Source organism: Sedimentibacter sp. MB35-C1 (genome assembly GCF_030913635.1).
GTDB lineage: Bacteria > Bacillota > Clostridia > Tissierellales > Sedimentibacteraceae > Sedimentibacter.
Genome location: NZ_CP133188.1, coordinates 2270733 through 2292773, shown reverse-complemented (window position 1 = coordinate 2292773; position 22041 = coordinate 2270733). Strand labels below are relative to the sequence as shown.

Genomic DNA, 22041 nt, shown 5'->3' with positions numbered 1-22041 from the left:
AGCCACCTCCGGTTATAAATTATTTAATAAATATGATGCTATGTTTATATCATTAATTGACAAAACACTCACCACCTTTCTCCCGAGACTTTTTCCCAGGATTTCTTTTTCCCCATATTCAACATATTTAACTTTATATTTTTCACACATGAATTGTATGTTTTTCTTTGTCTTATCTGATGCATTTGTAGCAATTAAAACCAGCACGCTTTTATTACCTTTAATATCAATGCATGCCGCATCATAGCCTATGGACAGTTTACCTCCCTTTTTGGCAATACCGAGCATTGAATATATTTTATTCATTCTTAGCAATCTCCGCTTTGATAGCTTCATATACCTCATTCGGTATTTCAGCTTCCAGTGATTTAGACAGTCTTTTTGACTTTACAGCTTTATCAAAGCATTCGGTTTTTTTACAGATATATGTTCCCCTACCGTTCATTTTTCCGGTAGAATCAAAGTTTATTTCATTATCTTTGTTTTTTACAATTCTGCATAATTCCTTCTTTGGAAAACTCTCCATACATCCTATACATTTCCTCATTGGAATTTTACGAGTCTTCATAGTACCTCCCCGGAGCTATTCTCCTTTTCTTGAGATTCACTTATTATATCAATTTTCCATCCGGTAAGTTTTGCTGCCAGCCTTACATTTTGTCCTTCCTTGCCTATTGCAAGAGATAATTGATTATCAGGCACAACAGCAACAGCACTCTTCTCATTTTCACTGGCAGTAACCTTCACTATTTTTGCAGGTCCGAGGCTGTTTGCAATAAATTTTTCGGGATCTTTATCATATATTATAATATCAATTTTTTCTTGGCATATTTCATCAATTATATTTTTTACCCTAGTTCCTTTATTTCCTACACATGAACCTATAGGTTCTACATTCGAGTCATTTGAAAAAACAGCAATCTTTGTTCTTGAACCTGCTTCTCTCGCTATTGAAAAAATTTCTATTATACCGTCATGTATCTCAGGAACTTCAAGTTCAAAAAGTCTTTTAACCAGATTCGGGTGGCTTCTTGAAAGCATTATGCTTGCACCTTTACCTGAATTTTTCACTTCTACTATTACTGTTTTAATTCTTTCTCCAGGATTGTAAACTTCTCCAGGTATCTGCTCACTGGTGGTTATAATTCCTTCGATTTTTCCTAAATCTACATAAATGTTACCTTTGCTCTCTCGTTGAACCACACCTGTTAGTATATCGGATTCTCTGCCATAAAATTCGCTGAAAATTGATTCTCTTTCAGCTTCACGTATTTTTTGGAGTATAACCTGTCTTGCCGTTTGAGCAGCAATGCGTCCAAAATCCTTTTTTGGCTTAATTTCAATCTTGACTATATCTCCCAACTCATACTTTGCATCGATTGTTCTTGCATCTTCTAATGTAATTTCATGATTTTTATTTTCAACTGCCTCAACAACTGTCTTATCCTGAAACAATTTATATTCACCATTCTCTTCGTCAATATCAATGCTGAAATTAGTAGCCTTACTGAAATTCTTTTTATAGCCCGTTTCTAAAGCGGCCTTTATAGCTTCAAGCACAACATCTTTGCGAATCCCCTTTTCTTTTTCAAGCTCGCTTAACGCATTTAATATTTCCTTGTTCATCATACCCTCCGTTAAAAGTCCTCTAACAATTTATTTATTTTAGAAATATCTTTAAGATTAATAGTTATATTTTCATCGTTGCTTGAAATAACTACACTGTCATCATTCTTCTCAACTAAAATACCCTCTATGGATTTTTTGCCATCAATCGCCTTAAAAAACTTTGCTTCAACTTTCTCGCCTATGCTTTTTTTATAATCCCCATCTGATTTAAAAGCTCTTTCAATTCCCGGAGAAGACACCTCTAGAAAGTATTGTTCTTTTATTAAATCAGCTTCATCAAGCTTTTTATTAAGTGCCCTGCTAACATCTGCAGTATCATCAACCGTTATTCCTCCAGGCTTATCTAGATATACTCTCAAATATTTGAATGGTCCTTCCTTTACATATTCAATATCAACCATTTCCAATTCTGTATTTTTGACAACACTGTCAACCATTTTCTTCACTGATTCTTCTATGTATTTTTTGTTCATATTATCTCCTTTACCCTTTTTAGCCATCATTACGAATACTTTTATACATACAATCAGAAAGAGTGGGCTGTAACCCCACTCTTTTGTCAAAATTTCTATCTTCTGTATATTATATCACAATAATTTTTATTAATCAAATAAAATTTATTATATACTCAAATATTGCAAACCGTTATCTTTTGACGCAACTATTATTTAGATTTTCCTGCATACAATATCTTATTTTAAGCAGACAGAATAAAGAGCTGATATGTATTTGACGTTTCGTTTGCTAACCAATCGTTAAAATTTCGTAAAATTTATTGTTAACGCTTTACTGTTACCAAAAATTATGCTAATATATAAATAAGCTTAACATATAAAGATATCATACAGATTTTTCATGGAAAATATAGTAGCGTCATATCTCATTCCACTTTTATTTTACTGTTAAATAATTTCGCAAAAATCACTAATAATAAAATTATGATTTAACTAATCATACCGGGTTAATAAAAACTCTTTATTAAACTCAATTTTTTTAGTATTTAATTTTAAATTGGAGTTGAATATGTTATAAAATTAAATGAATGGAGTTGAATTTATGGAATGGAAATTACAATTGAAAAACAATGTTACAACAGCAGATGAGGTCAGCAAAGCACTGAACTGGAAACTTGGAGATAATGATAAAGAAAAACTTGAAAGCATCATTGAAAGATATCCTATGTCAATACCTGAATATTACTTATCTTTAATCAACAAGGATGATCCGAATGATCCAATAAGGAAGCTCTCCGTACCTTCAATACTTGAAACTGATATGAGCGGAAGTCTTGATACAAGCGGCGAAGCAAGCAATACTGTAGTAAACGGCCTTCAGCACAAATATAAACAGACAGCAATGTATTTATCAACAAACAGATGCGCAATGTACTGCAGGCACTGCTTCAGAAAAAGATTAGTAGGAGTAAGTGACGATGAAATAAATAAACACTTTGATGAAGTTGTTAATTATATAAAAGAACATAAAGAAATAACAAATGTGCTGGTATCAGGCGGAGATTCCTTCATGAACAGCAACGAAAAAATAGAAAGAATACTTAACGAATTTTCAAGCATTGAACATCTAAGCTTTATTCGCTTCGGAACAAGGACACCTGTAGTCTTTCCCCAGAGGATAACAGAGGACAAGGAACTCCTTGATATTCTGGAACGCTACAGCAAAATAAAGCAGATTTACATTATAACTCATTTTAATCACCCTAATGAAATTACTCCTGAATCTACTAAGGCAATCGAAATGCTTAGAAACATCGGTTTAGCCGTACGGAATCAGACAGTACTGCTAAAAGACATAAACGATGATTCCGACACATTGGCATCTCTCATGAGAGGGCTTACTGAAATAGGAATACTTCCTTACTACATATTCCAATGCAGGCCGGTTTCCGGAGTAAAAAACCAATTTCAGGTTCCAATAAAAACTGCAATAAAAATAATGGATGAAACAAGAACAAAGTTAAATGGAATAAGCAAGGCCTTTAAATATGCAATGAGTCACCCCACAGGGAAAATTGAAATAATAGGACAGATCGGAGAGGATGAAGTGTTGTTTAAATACCATCAGGCAAAACATCCGAAAGATAACGGCAAAATATTAACCGTTAAGGTAACCGATGAACAAGCTTGGCTCCCTGATAAAATATAAAGAATTAAGTAGCGAAGTTCTTTAAAAGAATTTCGCTTTTTTATAATATATATGAAACTTTTGTAGTCCTTTTAGATATAATATTAGTATTATATAATTTTCAAGGTGGTGATTATTATGGAAATATTATACAACCTGAACGCGTATTCAATAACTCTTAGGATTCTGCTGTCACTTATATTCGGAGGTCTCATAGGTCTTGAACGCAGCAGGAAAAACCGGCCGGCTGGCTTCAGAACATATATGATTGTCTGCTTAAGCTCTTCCTTAATAATGATGACTAATCAGTTTATATATAATAATTTTCAAGGCAGTGATCCTGCCAGACTTGGAGCTCAGGTCATCAGCGGTATAGGCTTTCTTGGCGCAGGAACCATAATTGTAACTAGCAGAAGCCAAGTAAGAGGTCTTACATCGGCAGCAGGTCTCTGGGCTTCAGCTTGTCTCGGTCTAGCTATAGGAATAGGTTTTTATTTCGGTGCCATTATCGTAGCTTTAGCCGTTTTTCTGATAATTACATTGTTAAAAAAATTTGATATATGGCTTACTTCAACTAACAAGTCTATAGCCGTGTATACATCCTTTTCTACGCTTGAACATTTTGACAGATTTATTACCTACTGCTACGAAAATAACTTTAAAGTCCATGATATTGAAATTACAAAAGACCCAACACTGAAGGATGTTACTGTAATTGCAATTATACAGTTGGAGGCGCATGAACGTATGAACCATATAGATATAATTCAAAATTTCAGTTCATTTGAAGGCTTGATTCATATTGAAGAACTTTGATCTTTCTTCCACACAAAAAATTGCAATCAACTCAATGATTGCAATTTTACTATAATATATAATGCTATTAAGCATCAATACTCTCTGTATCTTCATCAGGCTCAGGTTCAACACTTGCCTGTCTTTTTGCTTCAACAATAGAAATAACACATTGTTCAAGGTTAATTTCAGGTACAATGCCTTTAGGAAAATCCACATCTGCAACGTTAATATTTTCGATACCGTTAATGTTTGAAACATCAATAGTAATTTCATCGGGAATATCCTGCGGCAGACCCTTTACACGAATAACATCAAGCTGCGAAAGTGCCATGAGTTTCCTTAACTCCAGCTTCTCTACACCTTTGAGTCTAACTGGCAAATCAGCTTTAATTTCTTCACTCATAGATACTTCCTGTAAATCAACATTCAAAAGTTCTCCCTTAATTGGCGAATAATGAATATCCTTTACCATTCCTGTTATCGTATCTTCGTTTTCAATAGAAAGTTTAAAAAGCGCATATCTCCCGTATTTATTAACACTCTTCTTTAATTCGTCCGTCCTTAAATAAACCGATACGGAATCTTTTCCTTTACAGGATATACTAGCAGGTACAAAGCCATTCTTACGCAACTTCTTACTTTCTCTGCTATTGGTATTTTCTCTTTTCTTAATTTTTATTACACCTAATTCTGACATTGTAAATCCTCCTTATTAATATGTTAAAGTAAATAACACCCCACATTATTTTAAAATGTTATAAAAATAAGTTGAACTCTTCACGAAATCCAACTTTATTAATATATTCTCATTATACTATATTTTACAAAAATGTCAATCTTATTACATTTTTTCAATTTCAAGAAGTAATGTATCTATGATATCTTCTTCCTTAAGCTTTTTTATTATTTCACCCTTCTTGAATAACAGAGCTTCTCCTACACCGCCTGCAATGCCTATATCACACTGTCTTGCTTCACCAGGCCCATTTACGGCGCATCCCATGATCGCGACACTAATCGGCTTATCTACGTTCTTCAAGCCTTCCTGAATTTTTTGTGCAAGATCTATCAATTTTATTTTTGTTCTGCCACACGTAGGGCATGTAATATAGTTAATTCCAAAATTCCTTAAATTAAGGCTTTTTAAAATTTCCCTGGCAACCTTAACTTCTTCCCTTGGGTCATCAGTCAATGAAATTCTTAAAGTGTCGCCGATTCCGTCTGCCAGCAAGCTACCTACTCCAATTGCAGAACGAATACTTCCTTCAAACAAAGTTCCTGCGTGGGTTATGCCCAAATGGAGCGGATATTCAACCTTTGCAGCCATCGATCTGTATGCATCTATTGTCATCTTAATATCTGTTCCTTTCATTGAAATAACAATATTTTTATAGTCCAAATCTTCTAATATTTTAACATGCTCAAGGGCAGATTCAACCATTCCCTCTGAAGTCGGTTTATTGCCATACTTCTTTAATATTTCCTTATGTATGCTGCCTGCATTAACACCTATCCTAATCGGAATATTTCTGGGCTTTGCCATTTCTACAATTTTTCTTACCCTGTCCGTGCTTCCTATATTACCAGGATTTATTCTTAATTTATCTATTCCGTTTTCTATGGACTTCAACGCAAGCCTGTAATCAAAATGAATATCTGCAACTATTGGAATATTTATTTGCTTTTTTATCTCTTTTATTGCTTCCGCATCCTCACTATCCGCAACAGCAACTCTGATTATTTCACATCCTGCTTTTTCAAGCTGCAAAATTTGATTCACAGTAGACTTCACATCTTTAGTAAATGTGTTTGTCATGGACTGAACAGGAATTTTCGCCCCGCCTCCTATCTGCACATTTCCTACCATAATACTTCTTGATTTCCTTCTGATTATCTGTCCCATACATCCTCCTACATAGTATTGCAACAAAATATGTTAACAAAGCAATAGATGAGCTTAAATATCTTTTGCTCATCTATCTCTTATAAATTAAATCCTCAATAATCTCAAAATATCTTTATATGTTATAAAAACCATGAATGCAATAAGCGCCATAAATCCAATAAAATGTATATACCCTTCCTTTTCAATAGGTATAGCCTTTCCTCTTATTGCTTCGATTATTAAAAACACAAGCTTGCTTCCATCAAGAGCCGGAATTGGCAAAAGGTTCATAAATCCAAGATTTATACTTATAAAAGCCGCTAAACTCAAAAGTGAAAGCAATCCGCTTTCGGCAGCTTCGCCAACCATCGATATTACCATAACAGGGCCACCCAATGCATCACTCCCCAGTTTTCCGGTTACAAGCTGGCTGATTGTTTTAAACATAAGCTCTATATAATATACCGTCTTGTAAGCCGATGAAGAAATTGCAGTAATAAATGATTTCTCAAGTTGAGTATTAAACTTAACGGCAATTTGTGTCTGAGGTGTTATGCTGAAATCAAGAGTATTTCCGTTTCGCTCAACAGTTACATTTACCGGCTGTCCGTCCGGTGTATTTTCAACCTGATTTGTCAACTCCTCCCAAGTATCAATAGGGATTCCGTTTATTTTTGTTACTTTATCCCCGTCATGAATCCCCGCTTCATATGCAGGAGAAGTTACATCTGTAGGAGAAACTGTCGTTGTAGCCTTTCCGTCAACTACATCTGTGCTGATACCTACTATTTTTCTGTAGTTATTTTCAATCCTGGCCTGGCTTACCTCTCCGTTTCTTTCATATTCCACCGTATAGTAAGCACGATCCGGATTTGCTATTTCATAGAAGATATCCTCCCAGATATATGCCTTATCTCCGTTTATAGATACAATTTTATCACCGGTTCTTAAACCAGCACTGTATTCATTTGAATCTTTATCAATATAATCTATGCGATTTCCGTATACTCCAAATGATAGAGCAATAATAATGAATAATGCAAGAGCGAAAACAAAGTTCATCAAAGGTCCTGCTGCTATAACCTTAAATCTTTGCCAGATTGTCTTTGTGCTGAAACTTGTTGAAGTTCTCACATCTTCCTCTTCGCCTTCCATTTGTACAAATCCACCTATAGGAATTGCTCTTATTGAATATATTGTTCCGTTTTTTTCTTTTTTGTAAAGAGTCGGTCCCATTCCTATTGCAAATTCATATACTTTTATGCCCACGCTTCTGGCAGCTTTGTAATGGCCAAATTCGTGAACAAGTACTATAGCCGAAAATACAAGAATAGCTGAAACTAATGTCAACAATATTATACCTCCATCTAGAGGAAATGGCGAATAAAGTAATAAATTATAGGAGCAACAAAAAGAACGCTGTCAAATCTGTCTAATATTCCTCCGTGTCCGGGCAGCATATTGCCAAAATCCTTTACTCCGCTTTCCCTTTTAATTTTTGAAGCTGCAAGATCACCTGTCATTGAAAAGACAGATGCACTCACACTAAATATTATAATGTAAATATATTTATTTATTCTTAAATAATTAAAATAAATCAACGACAGTATTACACATCCTATTATTCCACCGATTGCACCCTCTATAGTTTTATTTGGGCTTACCTCCGGATAGAGTTTATGCCTTCCGAAGATTTTACCTGAAAAATAGGCAAATGTATCAGAGCCGAATGCTATTATGTAAACGAGCCATACATATGGAGAGCCGTTCATAAGCATCATATGGTACATAAAGAATACTACATAAACTCCAATAAAGATTATCTCGGAAATTTTCTTAACATCAATCTTTTTATTGAATACAAATATAAGAAAATTTAATGATATGTATAAAAACAGAAAAAAGTCGAAATAATGATTATACTCTGTTATCTTTTCAATAAATAATGCAATTGCAAACAAATAATTTACAATAGCCTCGTAACCAAAACCGTTATTAAAAAAAACTTTTGAAAGTTCATAGATAGCTATGCAGGTTATGCCGAAATAAACGAAATCATATACAGGCCCTCCCATATATGTTACAGCAGCAATAAATGCTCCTCCTGCTACCCCAGTAATAACTCTTTGTCTCATAAAAACACCGCCCTAGTTTCCGTATCTCCTCTTCCTGTTTTGGAAGCTGTCAATAGCCGTCAATAATTGTTCTTTTTTGAAATCCGGCCACAACACATCAGTAAAATATAACTCAGTATAGGCAAGTTGATACAATAAAAAATTACTTAGTCTTATTTCACCGCTTGTTCTTATAAGCAGGTCCGGATCAGGCATATCATGGGTAAATAAATATTTTTTGAAACTATCTTCATTTATATCATCAATATCAATTTTGTTGTTTTCGCAATCGTTAATCGTTTTTTTAACCGCATTGATTATTTCATTTCTGGCTCCGTAACTCAATGCGATGTTTAAATGGAGCTTAGTATTATTTTTTGTCATTTCGATTGAACGTTTAACTTCTCTTTTCGTTTTTCCGGGCAAATCGTCAATATTGCCCATAAGAGTTATTTTAACGTTGTTCTTATGTAAATAATCCAATTCCTTAGTAACAAATTCAACCAGCAGATTCATAAGATAATCTACTTCTTTTTTATCTCTTCTCCAGTTTTCAGTGGAAAAAGCGTAAACAGAAAGGTATTTAATACCAAGATCCGCAGAGTTTCTCACAAGATCTGTAACCCTCAAGGCACCTTCTTTATGCCCGTCTCTAGTCGGGAGGTTTCTTATTTTAGCCCATCTTCTGTTACCGTCCATAATAACCGCGAGATGCTCCGGAATAATATCGTTACGCACCTTTTCTTCTAGTTTCATATCGGCCTCTCTACACACAGTCTCGCTAACCAATTTACTTGCTCCTTCCCCGGCAGCATACAAAAACGTAACTCAGGCCTATGATACCATAAGCCTTCATTACAAACTAATAATACGAAATATACAGCGTGACATAATTATCATAGTCATGTCTTCTGATTACATACGGTTTTTCTAAATTATTGAACTTTTTGTTAGTTCCCGTTATCTTCTTAATACTAATAATTTTATTGGCATCCTTTTCAATAATTTCAATGGCATCCTTAAGAGGATAGCCTATTAAATTATTCATATTAAACCTCTAATATTTCTTTTTCCTTGTCTCTGTAAATATCATCTATTAACTTAACATATTTATCCGTTAATTTCTGCATCTCTTCTTCGGCTTTTTTGTGATCATCTTTAGTTATTTCACTTGATTTTTCTAACTTTTTAAACTCTTCATTTGCATCTCTTCTTATGTTTCTAACAGCAATTTTAGAATTTTCAGCCTCTTTTTTAACCTTCTTAATTAAATCTTTTCTTCTTTCTTCTGTCAGTGGCGGAATAACCAGTCTGATAAGCTTTCCGTCGCTTGAAGGATTGATTCCAAGATCAGATGCAAGGATAGCTTTCTCTACTTCCTTCACCAAGCTTGAATCCCATGGCTGAATAATTATTAATCTTGGCTCTGGTACAGATATATTTGCCACTTGATTTATTGGAGTCATAACCCCATAGTAGCTCACTTGAATTTTATCAACTAATTTTGGGTTCGCTTTTCCTGCTCTTATTGTCGCAAGTTCATCCTTCAGAAAATTGATTGATTTTTTCATTGATTCTTCTGATTTTGTGATTAAATCTTTATACACCTTATACCTCCTTTATTATAGTTCCTATATCGTCTCCCATTACAATTTTTTCAATATTTTCAGGATAATCGATTCCAAAGACCAATATAGGAATTTTATTGTCCATACATAATGATGTTGCAGTCGAATCCATAATCTTAAGGCCCTTATTAAGAACATCTATGTATTTCAATTCATGGTACTTTATTGAATCCGGGTTTTTCTTCGGATCATCGCTATATACACCGTCAACACCGTTCTTTGCAAGAAGGATTATTTCAGCATTTATTTCAGCCGCTCTCAGCGCTGCTGTTGTATCTGTTGAAAAATACGGGTTGCCTGAACCTCCCGAAAAAATAACCACTCTTTTCTTTTCCAAGTGTCTTACTGCTCTTCTTCTTATATACGGTTCAGCTATCTGCCTCATTTCAATGGCAGTTTGAAGCCTTGTTTCAACACCTATTTTTTCAAGAGCATCCTGTAAAGCTAATCCGTTAATTATTGTACCCAGCATACCCATATAATCAGATGTGGTTCTATCCATTTCCTTTGCGCTGGCGCCTCTCCAGAAATTTCCTCCTCCCACAACAACAGCAACCTCAACTCCCATTTCATTGAGTTTTTTTATGACCATAGAAATTTTTGTAACTATTTCATTATTTATTCCGTGTCCAATATTTCCTGATAGTGCTTCACCGCTTATTTTTAATACTATTCTTTTATATTTGCAGTTCATCTCTTCCTCCTGAAGACTTAACTTAATTTGTGACTAATGGAGAACTAAGTAGTTCTCCATTATATTTTGTACTATTTCCTCAGGACTATTTACCCATTTGCTTTGCAACTTCTTCAGCAAAGTTTTCTGATTTCTTTTCAAGACCTTCTCCAACTTCAAATCTCTGTATAGCTGCTACTTTTATAGCTTTGCCTATAGTCTTTGAAGTGTTTTCGATATATTTTTTAACAGTTATATCTCCGTCTTTAACAAAAGGCTGTTCTAACAAGCATACTTCTTTAAGTTCTTTATGAAGTCTTCCTTCAACCATTTTTTCAACTATATTTTGAGGTTTTCCTTCGTTTAATGCCTGTGCTATTAATATTTCTTTTTCATGAGCTATAAATTCCGCATCAACATCATCTGTAGATATGTATTTTGGATTCATTGCTGCTACCTGCATTGCCAGGTCTTTTCCTAAAACTTCAAGAGCTTCCGTATCGCCTTCAGATTCAAGCGCTACTATTACAGATATTTTTCCGCCAGCATGAATATAAGAAACAACTCTGCCTTCATTAACTTTTTCAATAACAAATCTTCTGATTGACATATTTTCGCCTATTTTTGCTATTTTGTCAGTCAATGTTTCCTTAAGAGTTTTTCCTCCGTCAACTTTTACCGCATTTAAAGCTTCAATATCAGCAGGTTCAGTATCCAGAGCGGTCTTAGCCACCATCTGTACAAAACTCTTAAATTCTTCGTTTTTAGCAACGAAATCAGTTTCTGAGTTAACTTCTACCAGGACACCTTTTTTGCCGTATTCTGAAACTAATGCTGTAGTTAAGCCTTCAGCAGCAATTCTGTCAGCTTTTTTAGAAGCCTTAGAAAGCCCTTTTTCTCTTAAATAATCTATTGCCTTGTCTATGTCCCCGCCTGTTTCTTGTAATGCTTTTTTGCAGTCCATCATGCCTGCATTGGATTTTTCTCTTAGTTCTTTTACCATTGAAGCTGTTATTTCCATTTTTCCCTCCAAAATTTAAAAAGCAAGGCGTAAGGAAAAAATTCCTAACCCCTTACTTTATTATTATAAATTATTTTTATTCTTCTACAGATTTTTCTTCAACTTTTTCCAATTCTTCTTCTGTTACTTCGACTTCAGGTTCTTCTTCCATCTGAACTCCTTGTTTCCCTTCAAGTACAGCATCAGCCATAGTAGCAGTCAATAATTTTACTGCTCTTATAGCATCATCATTGCCTGGTATTACATAATCAATCTCATCAGGGTCACAGTTTGTATCAACTATGGCTACAACCGGAATGCCTAATTTCTTTGCTTCTTCTACAGCAATTTTTTCCTTTCTAGGATCTACGACAAACAATGCTCCCGGAAGTTTATCCATATTTTTAATTCCGCCTAAGAATTTTTCAAGTTTTTCAGTTTCATTTTTGATCTTAATTACTTCTTTTTTTGTTAATAGATCAAATGTTCCATCTGCTTCCATTGCTCTTAATGAATTTAACTTATCAATTCTTTTCCTGATTGTCTGGTAGTTTGTAAGCATACCTCCAAGCCATCTCTGACTTACAAAATGCATACCGCATCTAGCTGCTTCCAATTTTGTTGACTCTTGAGCTTGTTTCTTAGTTCCTACGAATAATAGTTCCTCTCCGTTTGAAACCATCTCTTTAACGAAGTTGTAAGCTTCATCCACTTTATCACTCGTTTTCTGTAAATCAATAATGTAGATTCCATTTCTTTCTGTAAAAATGTACTCTGCCATTTTAGGGTTCCATCTTCTTGTTTGATGACCAAAGTGAACACCTGCTTCAAGCAATTTTTTCATGCTTATAATAGACATATTTTTTTCCTCCTTTTGTTTTACCTCCAGAATTATCATTTCATGCAAAAGACCATTAGGCACAACTCTTGCATAATCTAAATCTGTGCGTAATTATGTTAAGTATAACACAGCCCTTTTTATTTGGCAACATTATTTTTGCGTATTTTATTCAGTTTTACATATTATATGCAGTTTTTATTTATGCATGTAGGCTTACTGTCCTTAATAACCATCATCTCTCCACATTTCGGGCATTTTTCGTTTGTAGGTTCAAGCCATGACATATACTTGCAGTCAGGATAATTTGAACATCCAAAGAACCTTCTGCCTGCTTTTGAAAACTTAATTGCAATTTTACCGCCGCAAAGAGGACAATTTACATCAATTGTCTTTATAATAGGCTTAGTGTTTTTACACTTGGGATAATTTGAGCACGCAAGGAACTCTCCGTACCTCCCTTTTCTTTTAAGCATCATCGATCCGCATACTTCACATACTTCATCAGTCTCTTCAGCAGCTTCTTTTTCTTTCAATGGCTTAGTATTCTTACATTCAGGATAGTTTGGGCACGCTAGAAATTTTCCATACCTACCCTTTTTAACAACCATGTATTCTCCGCATTTTTCACATTTTACGTCGCTTACCTCTTCCTTGATTTCTATTTCTTCCATTTCCTTTTCAGCAATATCAAGTTCCTTTTTAAATCCGCCGTAAAATTCGCTTATTACATCATGCCATTCCTTTTTACCTGATGCAATTTCATCTAAATTATTTTCCAACTCAGCCGTAAATTTTTCATTTACAATATTCGAAAAATATTTTTCCATCATTTCAGTAACCAAAAATCCCATGTCGGTAGGAAGAAGTGACCCTTTTTCCTTTACTACATAGTCTCTTCCGGTTATTGTTGTAATAATAGGAGCATATGTGCTGGGTCTTCCGATTCCTCTCTCCTCCAGATCCTTTATCAGGCTTGCTTCGCTGTAACGTGCCGGAGGCTGAGTAAAATGCTGCTCGGGATTAATTTTCAAAATATCTAATATTTCATTTATCTCCATTTCAGGCAGCAGCTTACTTTCTGATCCATCATTGTATTTATAAACTGATTTATAACCGTCAAAAACAAGCGTCTTGCCGCTGGCCTCAAACATGTTTTCATTATTATTTAACAAAATCTTTGTAACATCATACTGTGCATCAACCATTTGAGATGAAACAAATCTTTTCCAAATAAGGCTGTACAATTTATATTGGTCTGTAGAAAGGCTGTCCTTTATGTTATCAGGATTTCTGAAAACTGATGTCGGGCGTATTGCCTCGTGAGCATCCTGTACCTTGTTTCCGTTTTTCTTTGGTTTTGTATAAACTCTGTGTTGATAATACTTCTCTCCGTAATTTTTTGTTATATATTCTTTAGAACTGTTTACCGCCTCATCGGACAATCTGAAAGAGTCGGTTCTTATATACGTAACCAAACCGATGCTGCCCTCACCTTTTATATTGATGCCTTCATATAACTGCTGAGCTACCATCATTGTTTTTTTTGCAGTGAAATTTATTCTTCTGTTTGCCTCTTGCTGAAGGCTACTGGTTGTAAATGGAGCGCTTGGTCTGGAATAGCTCTTTGTTTTATCTATTTTAAATACATTTATTTTTTCCTTATTAATACTGTTAAGAATTTCATCCATTTCGTCCTGATTTTTAACTTTTACTTTGCTGACTTTGTTGTTTTTTAAAGCACCTACATATTTTGCGCCAAATTTCTTACGCTGCTTTTTAACTTCCAGCTCAAGAGTCCAATATTCTTCAGGAACGAATTCCATTATTTCTCTTTCTCTATCTATAATAAGCTTTAAGGTAACAGACTGCACCCTTCCGGCGCTTAAACCTTTTTCGATTTTTTTCCATAAAAGAGGACTTATATTATATCCCACAAGTCTGTCAAGAACTCGTCTTGCCTGCTGAGCATCCACCAGATCCAAATTTATTTTTCTCGGATTTTTGCTTGCCTTTTTGATTGCATCCTTTGTAATTTCATTAAATTCAATTCTTATGTCCCCGTCTTCATCCAAATTCAAAATTTTAGCCAGATGCCACGAAATAGCTTCTCCCTCTCGGTCAGGGTCAGTTGCCAAATAGATTTTGTCAGCTTTCTTTGCTTCCTTCCTTAATTCCTTTAATACATCTCCCTTGCCTCTTATTGTAATATAATTCGGCTCAAAATTTTGTTCTATGTCTATTCCAAGCTTACTTTTAGGCAAATCTCTTATATGTCCCACAGAAGCTTTTACAGTATAATTTTTACCTAAAAACTTTCCTATTGTTTTTGCCTTTGCAGGCGATTCTACTATTAACAAATTATTCATTAATTTCCTCCAATACCGCTAGCACATTGATTCTAAGCAAGTCTCTACTACTTATACCATAATACCATATAATACATTTTTTTATTTGTCAATAGATAATGAACATCTGGAAATTGTCTATTATTAATCAGTAGATATTTAATTAACAGTTTATTATACAGTGATTTTGGTAATAATATTTGCAATATTAATAAAGGATGGTTATGAAAAATGAATGACTATTTTGATAATTACGATGTAATAGAAAAGAACCTCAAATATTTAACAGATAATCATCGCGAAATTTATGAGGCTTATGAAAAATTCGGAAAACTGATTCATGAAAAAGGGGGTCCTTTAGAAGAAAAAACGAGGTGGCTTATAAAAGTATCATTATCAGCTGAATGTCAAAACGAATATTCTCTCAGAACTCATATTTTAAAAGCTCTCAATAGTGGATGCAGAGAGAATGAAATAGAACATGCAATACTGCTGGTTGCACCCACATGCGGTTTTCCAAAAATGATGAGAGCAATGCTTACTTTCAGGCAAGTTATGGATAGCCAGGGAAAATAAACTGTAATATTCTTGATTTTATACCTTGGCTTCACAGTATAATTCAGCTTGATGACAAAGTCATCAAGCTTATATTTTGTATGAATCCATTTTAAAATTATTGCTATTCAGTAATTTTTTAGCATCGTGGGAATATACTTTAATAATTGCTATAACCCCAAAGAAGGTGAAATTTATGGGAAATAAAGATTATCATACATTCAGTAAATATATGAAAAAAAATGGAAACCATCTTACAGCTTCCATGGAAGATTATCTGGAAATGATTTATAGACTTAGCTCCAAATCCGGATTTACAAGAATAAATGAATTATCTGATGCTCTAAACGTTCACCCGCCTTCAGCCACACGAATGGTACAAAGGTTAGGAAAAGAAAATTTATTGAAATATGAGAAATACGGAGTAATAATATTGAAAGAAGAAGGAAAAACCTTGGGAGAACTTTTGCTGAAAAGACATAATACAATAGAAAATTTTTTAAGAGCAATAGGCATACCTGACGAAATTCTTTTAAAAGAAACAGAAAAAATAGAGCATACTATAAGTGAGTATACCGAAAAATGCTTTGAGACTTTTATTTCATTTATAAAAGATAACTCGGAATTTAAGAAAAAATATGACGAATACAAAATCCAGAACAGAAACGTTGAAGAATAATAATTATGAAATACAACGTTAAATAATTTCTGTTAGTTGATAATAAATTTATTTCCTGAAACTCGTCTAACAGCACCTTTCATTTCCAGTAAGGTAATTAGACCCAAAAGTTCTCCGGTACCTATCTGGGTTTCTTCGCTTAGGGCATCTAATGTCTTGCCTCCTAATTTCAGGCTGTTTATAATTGTGATCTCATTACTTGTAAAACTAAGACAATTATCGCAGCTTTGTTTTTTATTTATTCTCTCTCTCAATTCCGGTATTTCTTCAATTATATCATCAATTGAAGTTGTTATTTTGGCTCCATCCTTAATAAGAGCATTTGTTCCTTTGCTGTAAAGGCTGTCTATTCCTCCGGGTACTGCAAAAATTTCCCGCCCTTGGTTTGCGGCGTGACCTGCTGTTATAAGAGTCCCGCTTTTTTCTCGCGCTTCAATAACAAGCACACCGTCTGAAAGTCCGCTGATAATCCTGTTTCTTGCATGAAAATTATTAGGAAGAGGCTGCATACCCAATGGATACTCTGTCAGTACAGCTCCCCCTTTTTCTGCGATTTCCAAATATAAACGCTCATTTATTCTTGGATAAACTACATCTATGCCGCACCCTATAACCCCAAATGTATTAGCGTTGGATTTCAAAGATGTTCTATGTGCTATTGAATCTATGCCTATTGCAAGTCCGCTGATAATATTTATTCCAAGTTCCGATAATTCACCGGTCAGCTTCTCAGTAACCCACTTCCCGTAAGCTGTTGCTTTGCGAGATCCAACAACGGCTATTGACAAATCATTAATTCTATCCAACCTTCCCTTGTAGTATAATATATATGGTGAGCCGTCCATATGTCGCAGTTTTTCAGGATAATATTTATCATACACGGTAACTATTCCTATGTTTTGTTCTTTAAGTTTTATGAGCAACATTTCTTCAAAATGCGCCTTAATCTTACACAATGAATTTATAGCTTCATACTTTATAAATGAAAGATTATTCTTTTCATTTTCAAAATTATCCCATAAATCATTTGGACTGTTATTAAAATATTCAAGAATCTTCTCTATAGACCTGTTGGATATACCCTTTGCCGAATTAAGCCACGCGATGGTTTTTTGATTGATATCAAGCCTTTCCATTTTACCTCCAGTATTTGCGATCCAGACTTCTGTATTGTATAGCTTCCGCAATGTGCTTTGTCTCTATATTATGGGATTTATCCAAATCTGCAATTGTTCTTGCAACTTTTAGAATTTTATTGTATGCCCTTGCACTTAGTCCAAGTTTCTCAAAAGCATCCTTGAGCAGCATCTCTGATTCCCTGCCAATCTTGCAGTACTTTGATACATATTTGCCGCTGAGTTCTGAATTTGTAATAATTCCCAACTCAGCATATCTTTTTTGCTGAATCTCTCTTGCCCTAACTATTCGCTTCTTTATTTCGCTTGATGATTCTTCCGTGCTTTCATCTTTTAAGTCCTCATATTTTACCGGTGATACCTCCACTTGGATGTCTATTCTGTTCAAAAGCGGCCCTGAAATCTTACTGAGATATTTGTCTATCTGTCCTTGACTGCATGAGCATTCATGGGTAGGATCACCCAGATATCCGCAGGGACATGGATTCATCGATGCTGCCATCATAAATTTTGCAGGAAAAGTAAATGATCCATTTGCTCTCGAAATTGAAATATCACCATCCTCCATCGGTTGCCTCAATACCTCAATGACGTTTTTAGGAAATTCAGGAATTTCATCAAGAAAAAGCACCCCGTAGTGAGCCAGGGAAACTTCGCCGGGGCTTGGTTTTGAACCGCCTCCTGCCATAGAGACCCGCGACGAAGTGTGGTGAGGAGAGCGAAACGGCCTGTTCCTTATAAGCCTTTTGCTGCTAAGTAATCCTGATATGCTGTAAATTTTGGTAACCTCCAGCGCCTCTTCAAATGTAAGGTCGGGAAGTATTGTGGGAATTCGCCTTGCAATCATTGTCTTGCCAGAACCCGGAGAACCCAGAAGCAATATGTTATGCATCCCGGCAGCAGCAACTTCTACTGCCCTTTTCATCGCAGCCTGCCCTTTAATTTCCGAGAAATCTTCTTTAGTGGTTTCAGGTTCTCTGCAGTTTTCATATATAACTTTGTATGGTTCAATTTCAATATGCCCATTAAGATAACGAACCAAATCTGAAATGTGCTCGACCGGAATAACATCAATCCCGTCAATTGCTCCACATTCATCCTTATTTTCAGCCGGTACGACAACGCGCTTAAAATTATTATTCCTCATTGAAATCACCATGGGCAAAGCACCTTCGACAGCAGTAATCCTTCCGTCAAGAGAAAGCTCTCCAATAATGCATGTGGATTCACCTATTGCCTTTTCTATCACTTTGCTTGCTGATAATATGCCTAAGGCTATAGGTAAATCTATCTGGCTTCCCTCTTTTTTTAAATTTGCCGGCGCAAGATTAACTGTAATACGGCTTACAGGAAAAGCAAATCCGCTGTTCTTTAATGCAGCTCTGACTCTTTCTCTCGATTCTTTAATAGATACGTCAGGCAGACCTACAATACTGAAATTAGGCAGTCCTCCGGACAGGTCTGTTTCTACATCTATGATATATCCTTCAAGACCATACAGAACACAGGTTTTTATTCTGGAAAGCATAAAACCTCCACACTTTTTTCTGTATTATACCATAATTTTCTAGAATTTTATACAAATTTTTCCTATATTTTTATACAATTTTATTATTCATTACATATCTCTGCAAAGCAATAGGCGCCCTGATTTATTTATCATGGCGCCTATTGTTATTTTTTGTTCCAAAAGTGGTTTAACGGACCGCTGCCTTTTCCCAAGTTCAAGTTTGCTTTCAAAGCTCCGGTAATATATTCCTTTGCATTTAGAATACTTTTCTCAACGTTGAATCCTTCTGCCAAATTGCATGCAATTGCTGATGATAGAGTGCATCCTGTTCCGTGAGTGTTAGGGTTGTCAATTTTTGACTGCTCATACCATGTAAACACACCATCAGCGTACAGTAAATCATCGCTGCAATCTGCTAAATGTCCTCCCTTTATCAAAATACAGCCAGAATATGTTTCAGATATTTTAAGAGCTGCATTTTTCATATCTTCTTTGCTTTCGACTTCAAATCCGCAAAGCACTTCGGCTTCATGAATATTAGGTGTTATAACCTTTGCAAGCGGCATTAGCTTATTTATCAGCATATCGATTGAATCGTCCATAAACAGCCTGCTGCCGCTGGTTGAAACCATGACTGGATCAAGGACAATATTTTGAGCATTGTACTCTATAAGTTTTCGAGAAATTGCTGAAATTATCTCTTTGTTTGAAACCATCCCTATTTTTACGGCATCCGGTATTATGTCGGTAAAAACTGCATCCATCTGCAATTCTACAAATTCAGGAGAAGAATCTAAAACTCCAAGCACGCCTGTTGTATTTTGAGCAGTTAGTGCGGTTATTACGCTCATTCCATATATTTTATGGCTGGACATTGTTTTCAGATCTGCTTGAATCCCTGCTCCTCCACTTGAATCTGAACCGGCAATTGTTAATACTTTTTTCATATTTATCTCCTTACTAAACTATTTGTTGTGATAACAAAAATAATTCCCTGGCTGCATTTTTGATGTCATTTTTGGCAAATATAGCAGATATTACTGATATTCCTTCTATACCTGTACCTTTAAGTTCCAGTGAATTATCGGTTGATATTCCTCCAATTGCAACGACCGGTATTTTTACTGTATCACATATTTTTTTCAGTTCTTCTTTAGAAACCGTCCTTTCGTCTGATTTTGTAAGCGTATTGAAAATTGTTCCCACTCCCAAATAATCAGCTCCTGCTTTCTCTGCGATAACAGCCTCTTCAACCGTACATGCAGACAATCCTATTATTTTATCTTTGCCTAGCTTTTCTCTGGCCGACTTAATCCCCTCGTCGCTCTGACCTATATGTACGCCATCTGCTCCCGATTCTGCAGCAATATCAACATTGTCATTTATTACAAACGGAATCTTATACTTATCTGTAACCACTTTCACTTCAATTGCGGCTCTCAAAAAATCCTGATAGCTTAAGTTTTTTTCTCTTAGTTGTATAAATGAAGCTCCACCCAATATTGCCTCTTCTACAACCTGAGGCAGAGTTTTTTCTCCCAACCAAGATCTGTCAGTTATTGCATAAAGAAGTAGATCTCTACTTTCTAATTTCAAATCTAGCGCCTCCCTCCAAAATTTCAGAATTAATTTTTCCTATATAATCAATTAGATGCATTCTCAGAGACGATGTGCCGCCGTCATTTTCCTTCGTTTTTCTATAAGCCATTTCCCCGCTCAATCCCATTCCACACACCGCTGCTGCAGATGCTTCAAGCATATTATCCCTGTTAGCTCCGCAATAAGCTCCGATTATCGAAGTAAGCATACAACCTGTTCCTGTTATTTTACTCATAGAAGGATGTCCATTTTTAATTACAAAAGCCTTATGCGAATCAGCAACTATATCTATGGCACCTGTAACGGCTATAATCGACGATAAACTCTCGGATAAGCATTTAATGAAATTAACCGCTTCATCTAAGTTTTTTTCTGTTACAGTATCTGCAACATTTGCATCCACCCCTCTTGCGCCGTTTGATTCTGAGCTTCCGACAACCTTGATTTCGGACATGTTGCCTCGTATTACAGAAATTTTAACTTCTCTTAACAGCCTGAATGTAGTCTCAGTTCTTAACTTTGATGCTCCGGCTCCAACAGGGTCAAGTATAACAGGTATATTTATTTCATTTGCTTTTTTACCTGCCTTAATCATAGCTTCTATTGTCCTTGAATTAAGCGTCCCTATATTTATTACCAGAGCATTGCAAATTGAAGTGATTTCTTCAACCTCATCAACATCATCAGCCATTATTGGCGACCCTCCGCAAGCCAGCAGAATATTAGCACAGTCATTTACTGTAACATAATTTGTAATGTTATGTACCAGAGGCACATTATTTTTTACATTGTCTATAATTTCAGAAAACATATTATCTCCTTCCGAATTTAAATTAAGTCATGTATTTTTTCAGAGTTTTTACCCTATATAACCTCTTTAAATGATTCAATATATGAATGACTTATTAATTCAATGTCCTTTCTTTTATGGCTAAAGCAATCATCATATACCCCTACTGTATAAAATCCTGCTTCTCTTGCTGTTATTAATGCAAAATCAGCATCCTCATAGACCGCTATTTCCTGCGGATCTGCATTTAACCTGCTTGCCGCCAGGTAATATATATCCGGTTTGTTTTTCCCAACCCCCACCTCATCGCAGCTGACAATAAAGGAAAAACACTTTAAAACACCATTTCGCTCAAGCGCTGCAGCTGCTAATTTCAAAGGCGAAGCAGTTGCAACACACATGAACACGCCTTCTTTTTTTAATTTTTCTAGATATTCTTTGACATAGGGTTTTAACTTCAGCTCATATCTATACTTATCTTCTATCAGGCTTTTTACTCCCGATATTATTTCCTCAACACTTAAGTTCATTTTAAACCTTTCTATGAAATACTCTGCTGATTCTTCCAAAGACATAGGTGCAATAATTTCGTTCAGGTTTTTCGGAGGCGTAATCTTAAGAAAAGACAAATACTCCTTTCCTATGTTATGCCAAGCAGGCATTGAATCAAGCAATGTGCCATCCATATCAAAAATTGAGTATTTAAACTTCTTCACA

The 22041-nt window shown here is 35.2% G+C and carries 25 protein-coding genes; 4 read left to right on the top strand and 21 right to left on the bottom strand.

The genetic code is table 11. From position 1 onward, the window contains the following. Positions 1–12: 12 nt before the first annotated feature. Genes RBQ61_RS10955 through rimP form a run of 4 tightly spaced genes read right to left on the bottom strand, consistent with a single transcriptional unit; the run spans position 13 to position 2102 of the window. Positions 13–306: a ribosomal L7Ae/L30e/S12e/Gadd45 family protein gene (locus RBQ61_RS10955; RefSeq protein ID WP_308137358.1), complete on the bottom strand. Its 294-nt coding sequence runs from the start codon at positions 304–306 to the stop codon at positions 13–15. Continuing rightward, positions 299–568: an RNase P modulator RnpM gene (gene rnpM, locus RBQ61_RS10950; RefSeq protein WP_308137357.1), complete on the bottom strand. Its 270-nt coding sequence runs from the start codon at positions 566–568 to the stop codon at positions 299–301. Before rnpM ends, RBQ61_RS10955 begins: the two co-directional genes overlap by 8 nt. Next, positions 565–1629 carry a transcription termination factor NusA gene (gene nusA / locus RBQ61_RS10945; protein WP_308137356.1) on the bottom strand — a complete coding sequence of 355 codons (1065 nt, stop codon included), beginning with the start codon at positions 1627–1629 and terminating at the stop codon, positions 565–567. Before nusA ends, rnpM begins: the two co-directional genes overlap by 4 nt. 8 nt (positions 1630–1637) lie before the next feature. Continuing rightward, entirely contained in the window at positions 1638–2102 is a 465-nt protein-coding gene (gene rimP, locus RBQ61_RS10940; protein WP_308137355.1) for a ribosome maturation factor RimP, read from the bottom strand. Between the two features lie 583 nt (positions 2103–2685). On the opposite strand from rimP, the gene RBQ61_RS10935 reads away from it, so the two are divergent. Both RBQ61_RS10935 and RBQ61_RS10930 read left to right on the top strand, forming a co-directional pair. Continuing rightward, positions 2686–3792, top strand: coding sequence for a KamA family radical SAM protein (locus RBQ61_RS10935; protein ID WP_308137354.1), 1107 nt, complete (start codon positions 2686–2688; stop codon positions 3790–3792). A gap of 117 nt (positions 3793–3909) precedes the next feature. Beyond that, positions 3910–4587, top strand: coding sequence for an MgtC/SapB family protein (locus RBQ61_RS10930; protein ID WP_308137353.1), 678 nt, complete (start codon positions 3910–3912; stop codon positions 4585–4587). Positions 4588–4654: 67 nt separating this feature from the next. Here the strand turns inward: RBQ61_RS10930 and RBQ61_RS10925 are convergent, their stop codons facing one another. The 11 genes from RBQ61_RS10925 to topA all read right to left on the bottom strand — a co-directional run bounded on the left by RBQ61_RS10925 (position 4655) and on the right by topA (position 15076). Further along, entirely contained in the window at positions 4655–5266 is a 612-nt protein-coding gene (locus RBQ61_RS10925) for a 50S ribosomal protein L25 (protein WP_308137352.1), read from the bottom strand. Positions 5267–5410: 144 nt separating this feature from the next. Further along, positions 5411–6472, bottom strand: a complete 1062-nt coding sequence (ispG, locus tag RBQ61_RS10920) for a flavodoxin-dependent (E)-4-hydroxy-3-methylbut-2-enyl-diphosphate synthase (protein ID WP_308137351.1) — start codon at positions 6470–6472, stop codon at positions 5411–5413. An 87-nt stretch (positions 6473–6559) separates the two neighbouring features. Continuing rightward, positions 6560–7807 (bottom strand): RIP metalloprotease RseP, encoded by a 1248-nt coding sequence (gene rseP, locus RBQ61_RS10915; RefSeq protein WP_308137350.1) that lies wholly within the window; start codon positions 7805–7807, stop codon positions 6560–6562. Positions 7808–7821: 14 nt separating this feature from the next. Beyond that, the gene (locus RBQ61_RS10910; RefSeq protein ID WP_308137349.1) at positions 7822–8589 is read right to left on the bottom strand and encodes a phosphatidate cytidylyltransferase; all 768 of its coding nucleotides are present in this window, start codon (positions 8587–8589) and stop codon (positions 7822–7824) included. Between the two features lie 12 nt (positions 8590–8601). Then, positions 8602–9324, bottom strand: coding sequence for an isoprenyl transferase (locus RBQ61_RS10905; protein ID WP_308137348.1), 723 nt, complete (start codon positions 9322–9324; stop codon positions 8602–8604). 106 nt (positions 9325–9430) lie between these two features. Further along, complete coding sequence (locus RBQ61_RS10900) at positions 9431–9616, bottom strand: hypothetical protein (protein WP_213924557.1); 186 nt, start codon at positions 9614–9616, stop codon at positions 9431–9433. 1 nt (position 9617) lies between these two features. Beyond that, a complete protein-coding gene (gene frr / locus RBQ61_RS10895) occupies positions 9618–10139 on the bottom strand; it encodes a ribosome recycling factor (protein WP_213924713.1) in 522 nt (173 codons plus the stop codon). Between the two features lie 37 nt (positions 10140–10176). Further along, positions 10177–10890, bottom strand: coding sequence for a UMP kinase (pyrH, locus tag RBQ61_RS10890; protein ID WP_308137347.1), 714 nt, complete (start codon positions 10888–10890; stop codon positions 10177–10179). Positions 10891–10975: 85 nt separating this feature from the next. Further along, positions 10976–11890 carry a translation elongation factor Ts gene (tsf, locus tag RBQ61_RS10885; protein ID WP_308137346.1) on the bottom strand — a complete coding sequence of 305 codons (915 nt, stop codon included), beginning with the start codon at positions 11888–11890 and terminating at the stop codon, positions 10976–10978. Positions 11891–11966: 76 nt separating this feature from the next. After that, positions 11967–12728, bottom strand: a complete 762-nt coding sequence (gene rpsB / locus RBQ61_RS10880) for a 30S ribosomal protein S2 (RefSeq protein ID WP_213924560.1) — start codon at positions 12726–12728, stop codon at positions 11967–11969. Positions 12729–12892: 164 nt separating this feature from the next. After that, positions 12893–15076 carry a type I DNA topoisomerase gene (gene topA / locus RBQ61_RS10875; protein ID WP_308137345.1) on the bottom strand — a complete coding sequence of 728 codons (2184 nt, stop codon included), beginning with the start codon at positions 15074–15076 and terminating at the stop codon, positions 12893–12895. A 210-nt stretch (positions 15077–15286) separates the two neighbouring features. On the opposite strand from topA, the gene RBQ61_RS10870 reads away from it, so the two are divergent. Both RBQ61_RS10870 and RBQ61_RS10865 read left to right on the top strand, forming a co-directional pair. Further along, positions 15287–15631 carry a carboxymuconolactone decarboxylase family protein gene (locus RBQ61_RS10870; protein WP_308137344.1) on the top strand — a complete coding sequence of 115 codons (345 nt, stop codon included), beginning with the start codon at positions 15287–15289 and terminating at the stop codon, positions 15629–15631. A gap of 175 nt (positions 15632–15806) precedes the next feature. Beyond that, positions 15807–16289: a metal-dependent transcriptional regulator gene (locus tag RBQ61_RS10865; protein WP_308137343.1), complete on the top strand. Its 483-nt coding sequence runs from the start codon at positions 15807–15809 to the stop codon at positions 16287–16289. A 32-nt stretch (positions 16290–16321) separates the two neighbouring features. Here the strand turns inward: RBQ61_RS10865 and dprA are convergent, their stop codons facing one another. The 6 genes from dprA to RBQ61_RS10835 all read right to left on the bottom strand — a co-directional run bounded on the left by dprA (position 16322) and on the right by RBQ61_RS10835 (position 22040). Beyond that, complete coding sequence (gene dprA, locus RBQ61_RS10860; protein WP_308137342.1) at positions 16322–17425, bottom strand: DNA-processing protein DprA; 1104 nt, start codon at positions 17423–17425, stop codon at positions 16322–16324. Between the two features lies 1 nt (position 17426). After that, positions 17427–18953 carry a YifB family Mg chelatase-like AAA ATPase gene (locus tag RBQ61_RS10855; protein ID WP_308137341.1) on the bottom strand — a complete coding sequence of 509 codons (1527 nt, stop codon included), beginning with the start codon at positions 18951–18953 and terminating at the stop codon, positions 17427–17429. A 146-nt stretch (positions 18954–19099) separates the two neighbouring features. Beyond that, complete coding sequence (thiD, locus tag RBQ61_RS10850) at positions 19100–19882, bottom strand: bifunctional hydroxymethylpyrimidine kinase/phosphomethylpyrimidine kinase (RefSeq protein WP_308137340.1); 783 nt, start codon at positions 19880–19882, stop codon at positions 19100–19102. Positions 19883–19895: 13 nt separating this feature from the next. Next, positions 19896–20531: a thiamine phosphate synthase gene (thiE, locus tag RBQ61_RS10845; protein ID WP_308137339.1), complete on the bottom strand. Its 636-nt coding sequence runs from the start codon at positions 20529–20531 to the stop codon at positions 19896–19898. After that, positions 20515–21345: a hydroxyethylthiazole kinase gene (gene thiM / locus RBQ61_RS10840; protein WP_308137338.1), complete on the bottom strand. Its 831-nt coding sequence runs from the start codon at positions 21343–21345 to the stop codon at positions 20515–20517. Before thiM ends, thiE begins: the two co-directional genes overlap by 17 nt. A gap of 53 nt (positions 21346–21398) precedes the next feature. Continuing rightward, positions 21399–22040 carry an HAD family phosphatase gene (locus RBQ61_RS10835; protein ID WP_308137337.1) on the bottom strand — a complete coding sequence of 214 codons (642 nt, stop codon included), beginning with the start codon at positions 22038–22040 and terminating at the stop codon, positions 21399–21401. Position 22041 lies beyond the last annotated feature (1 nt).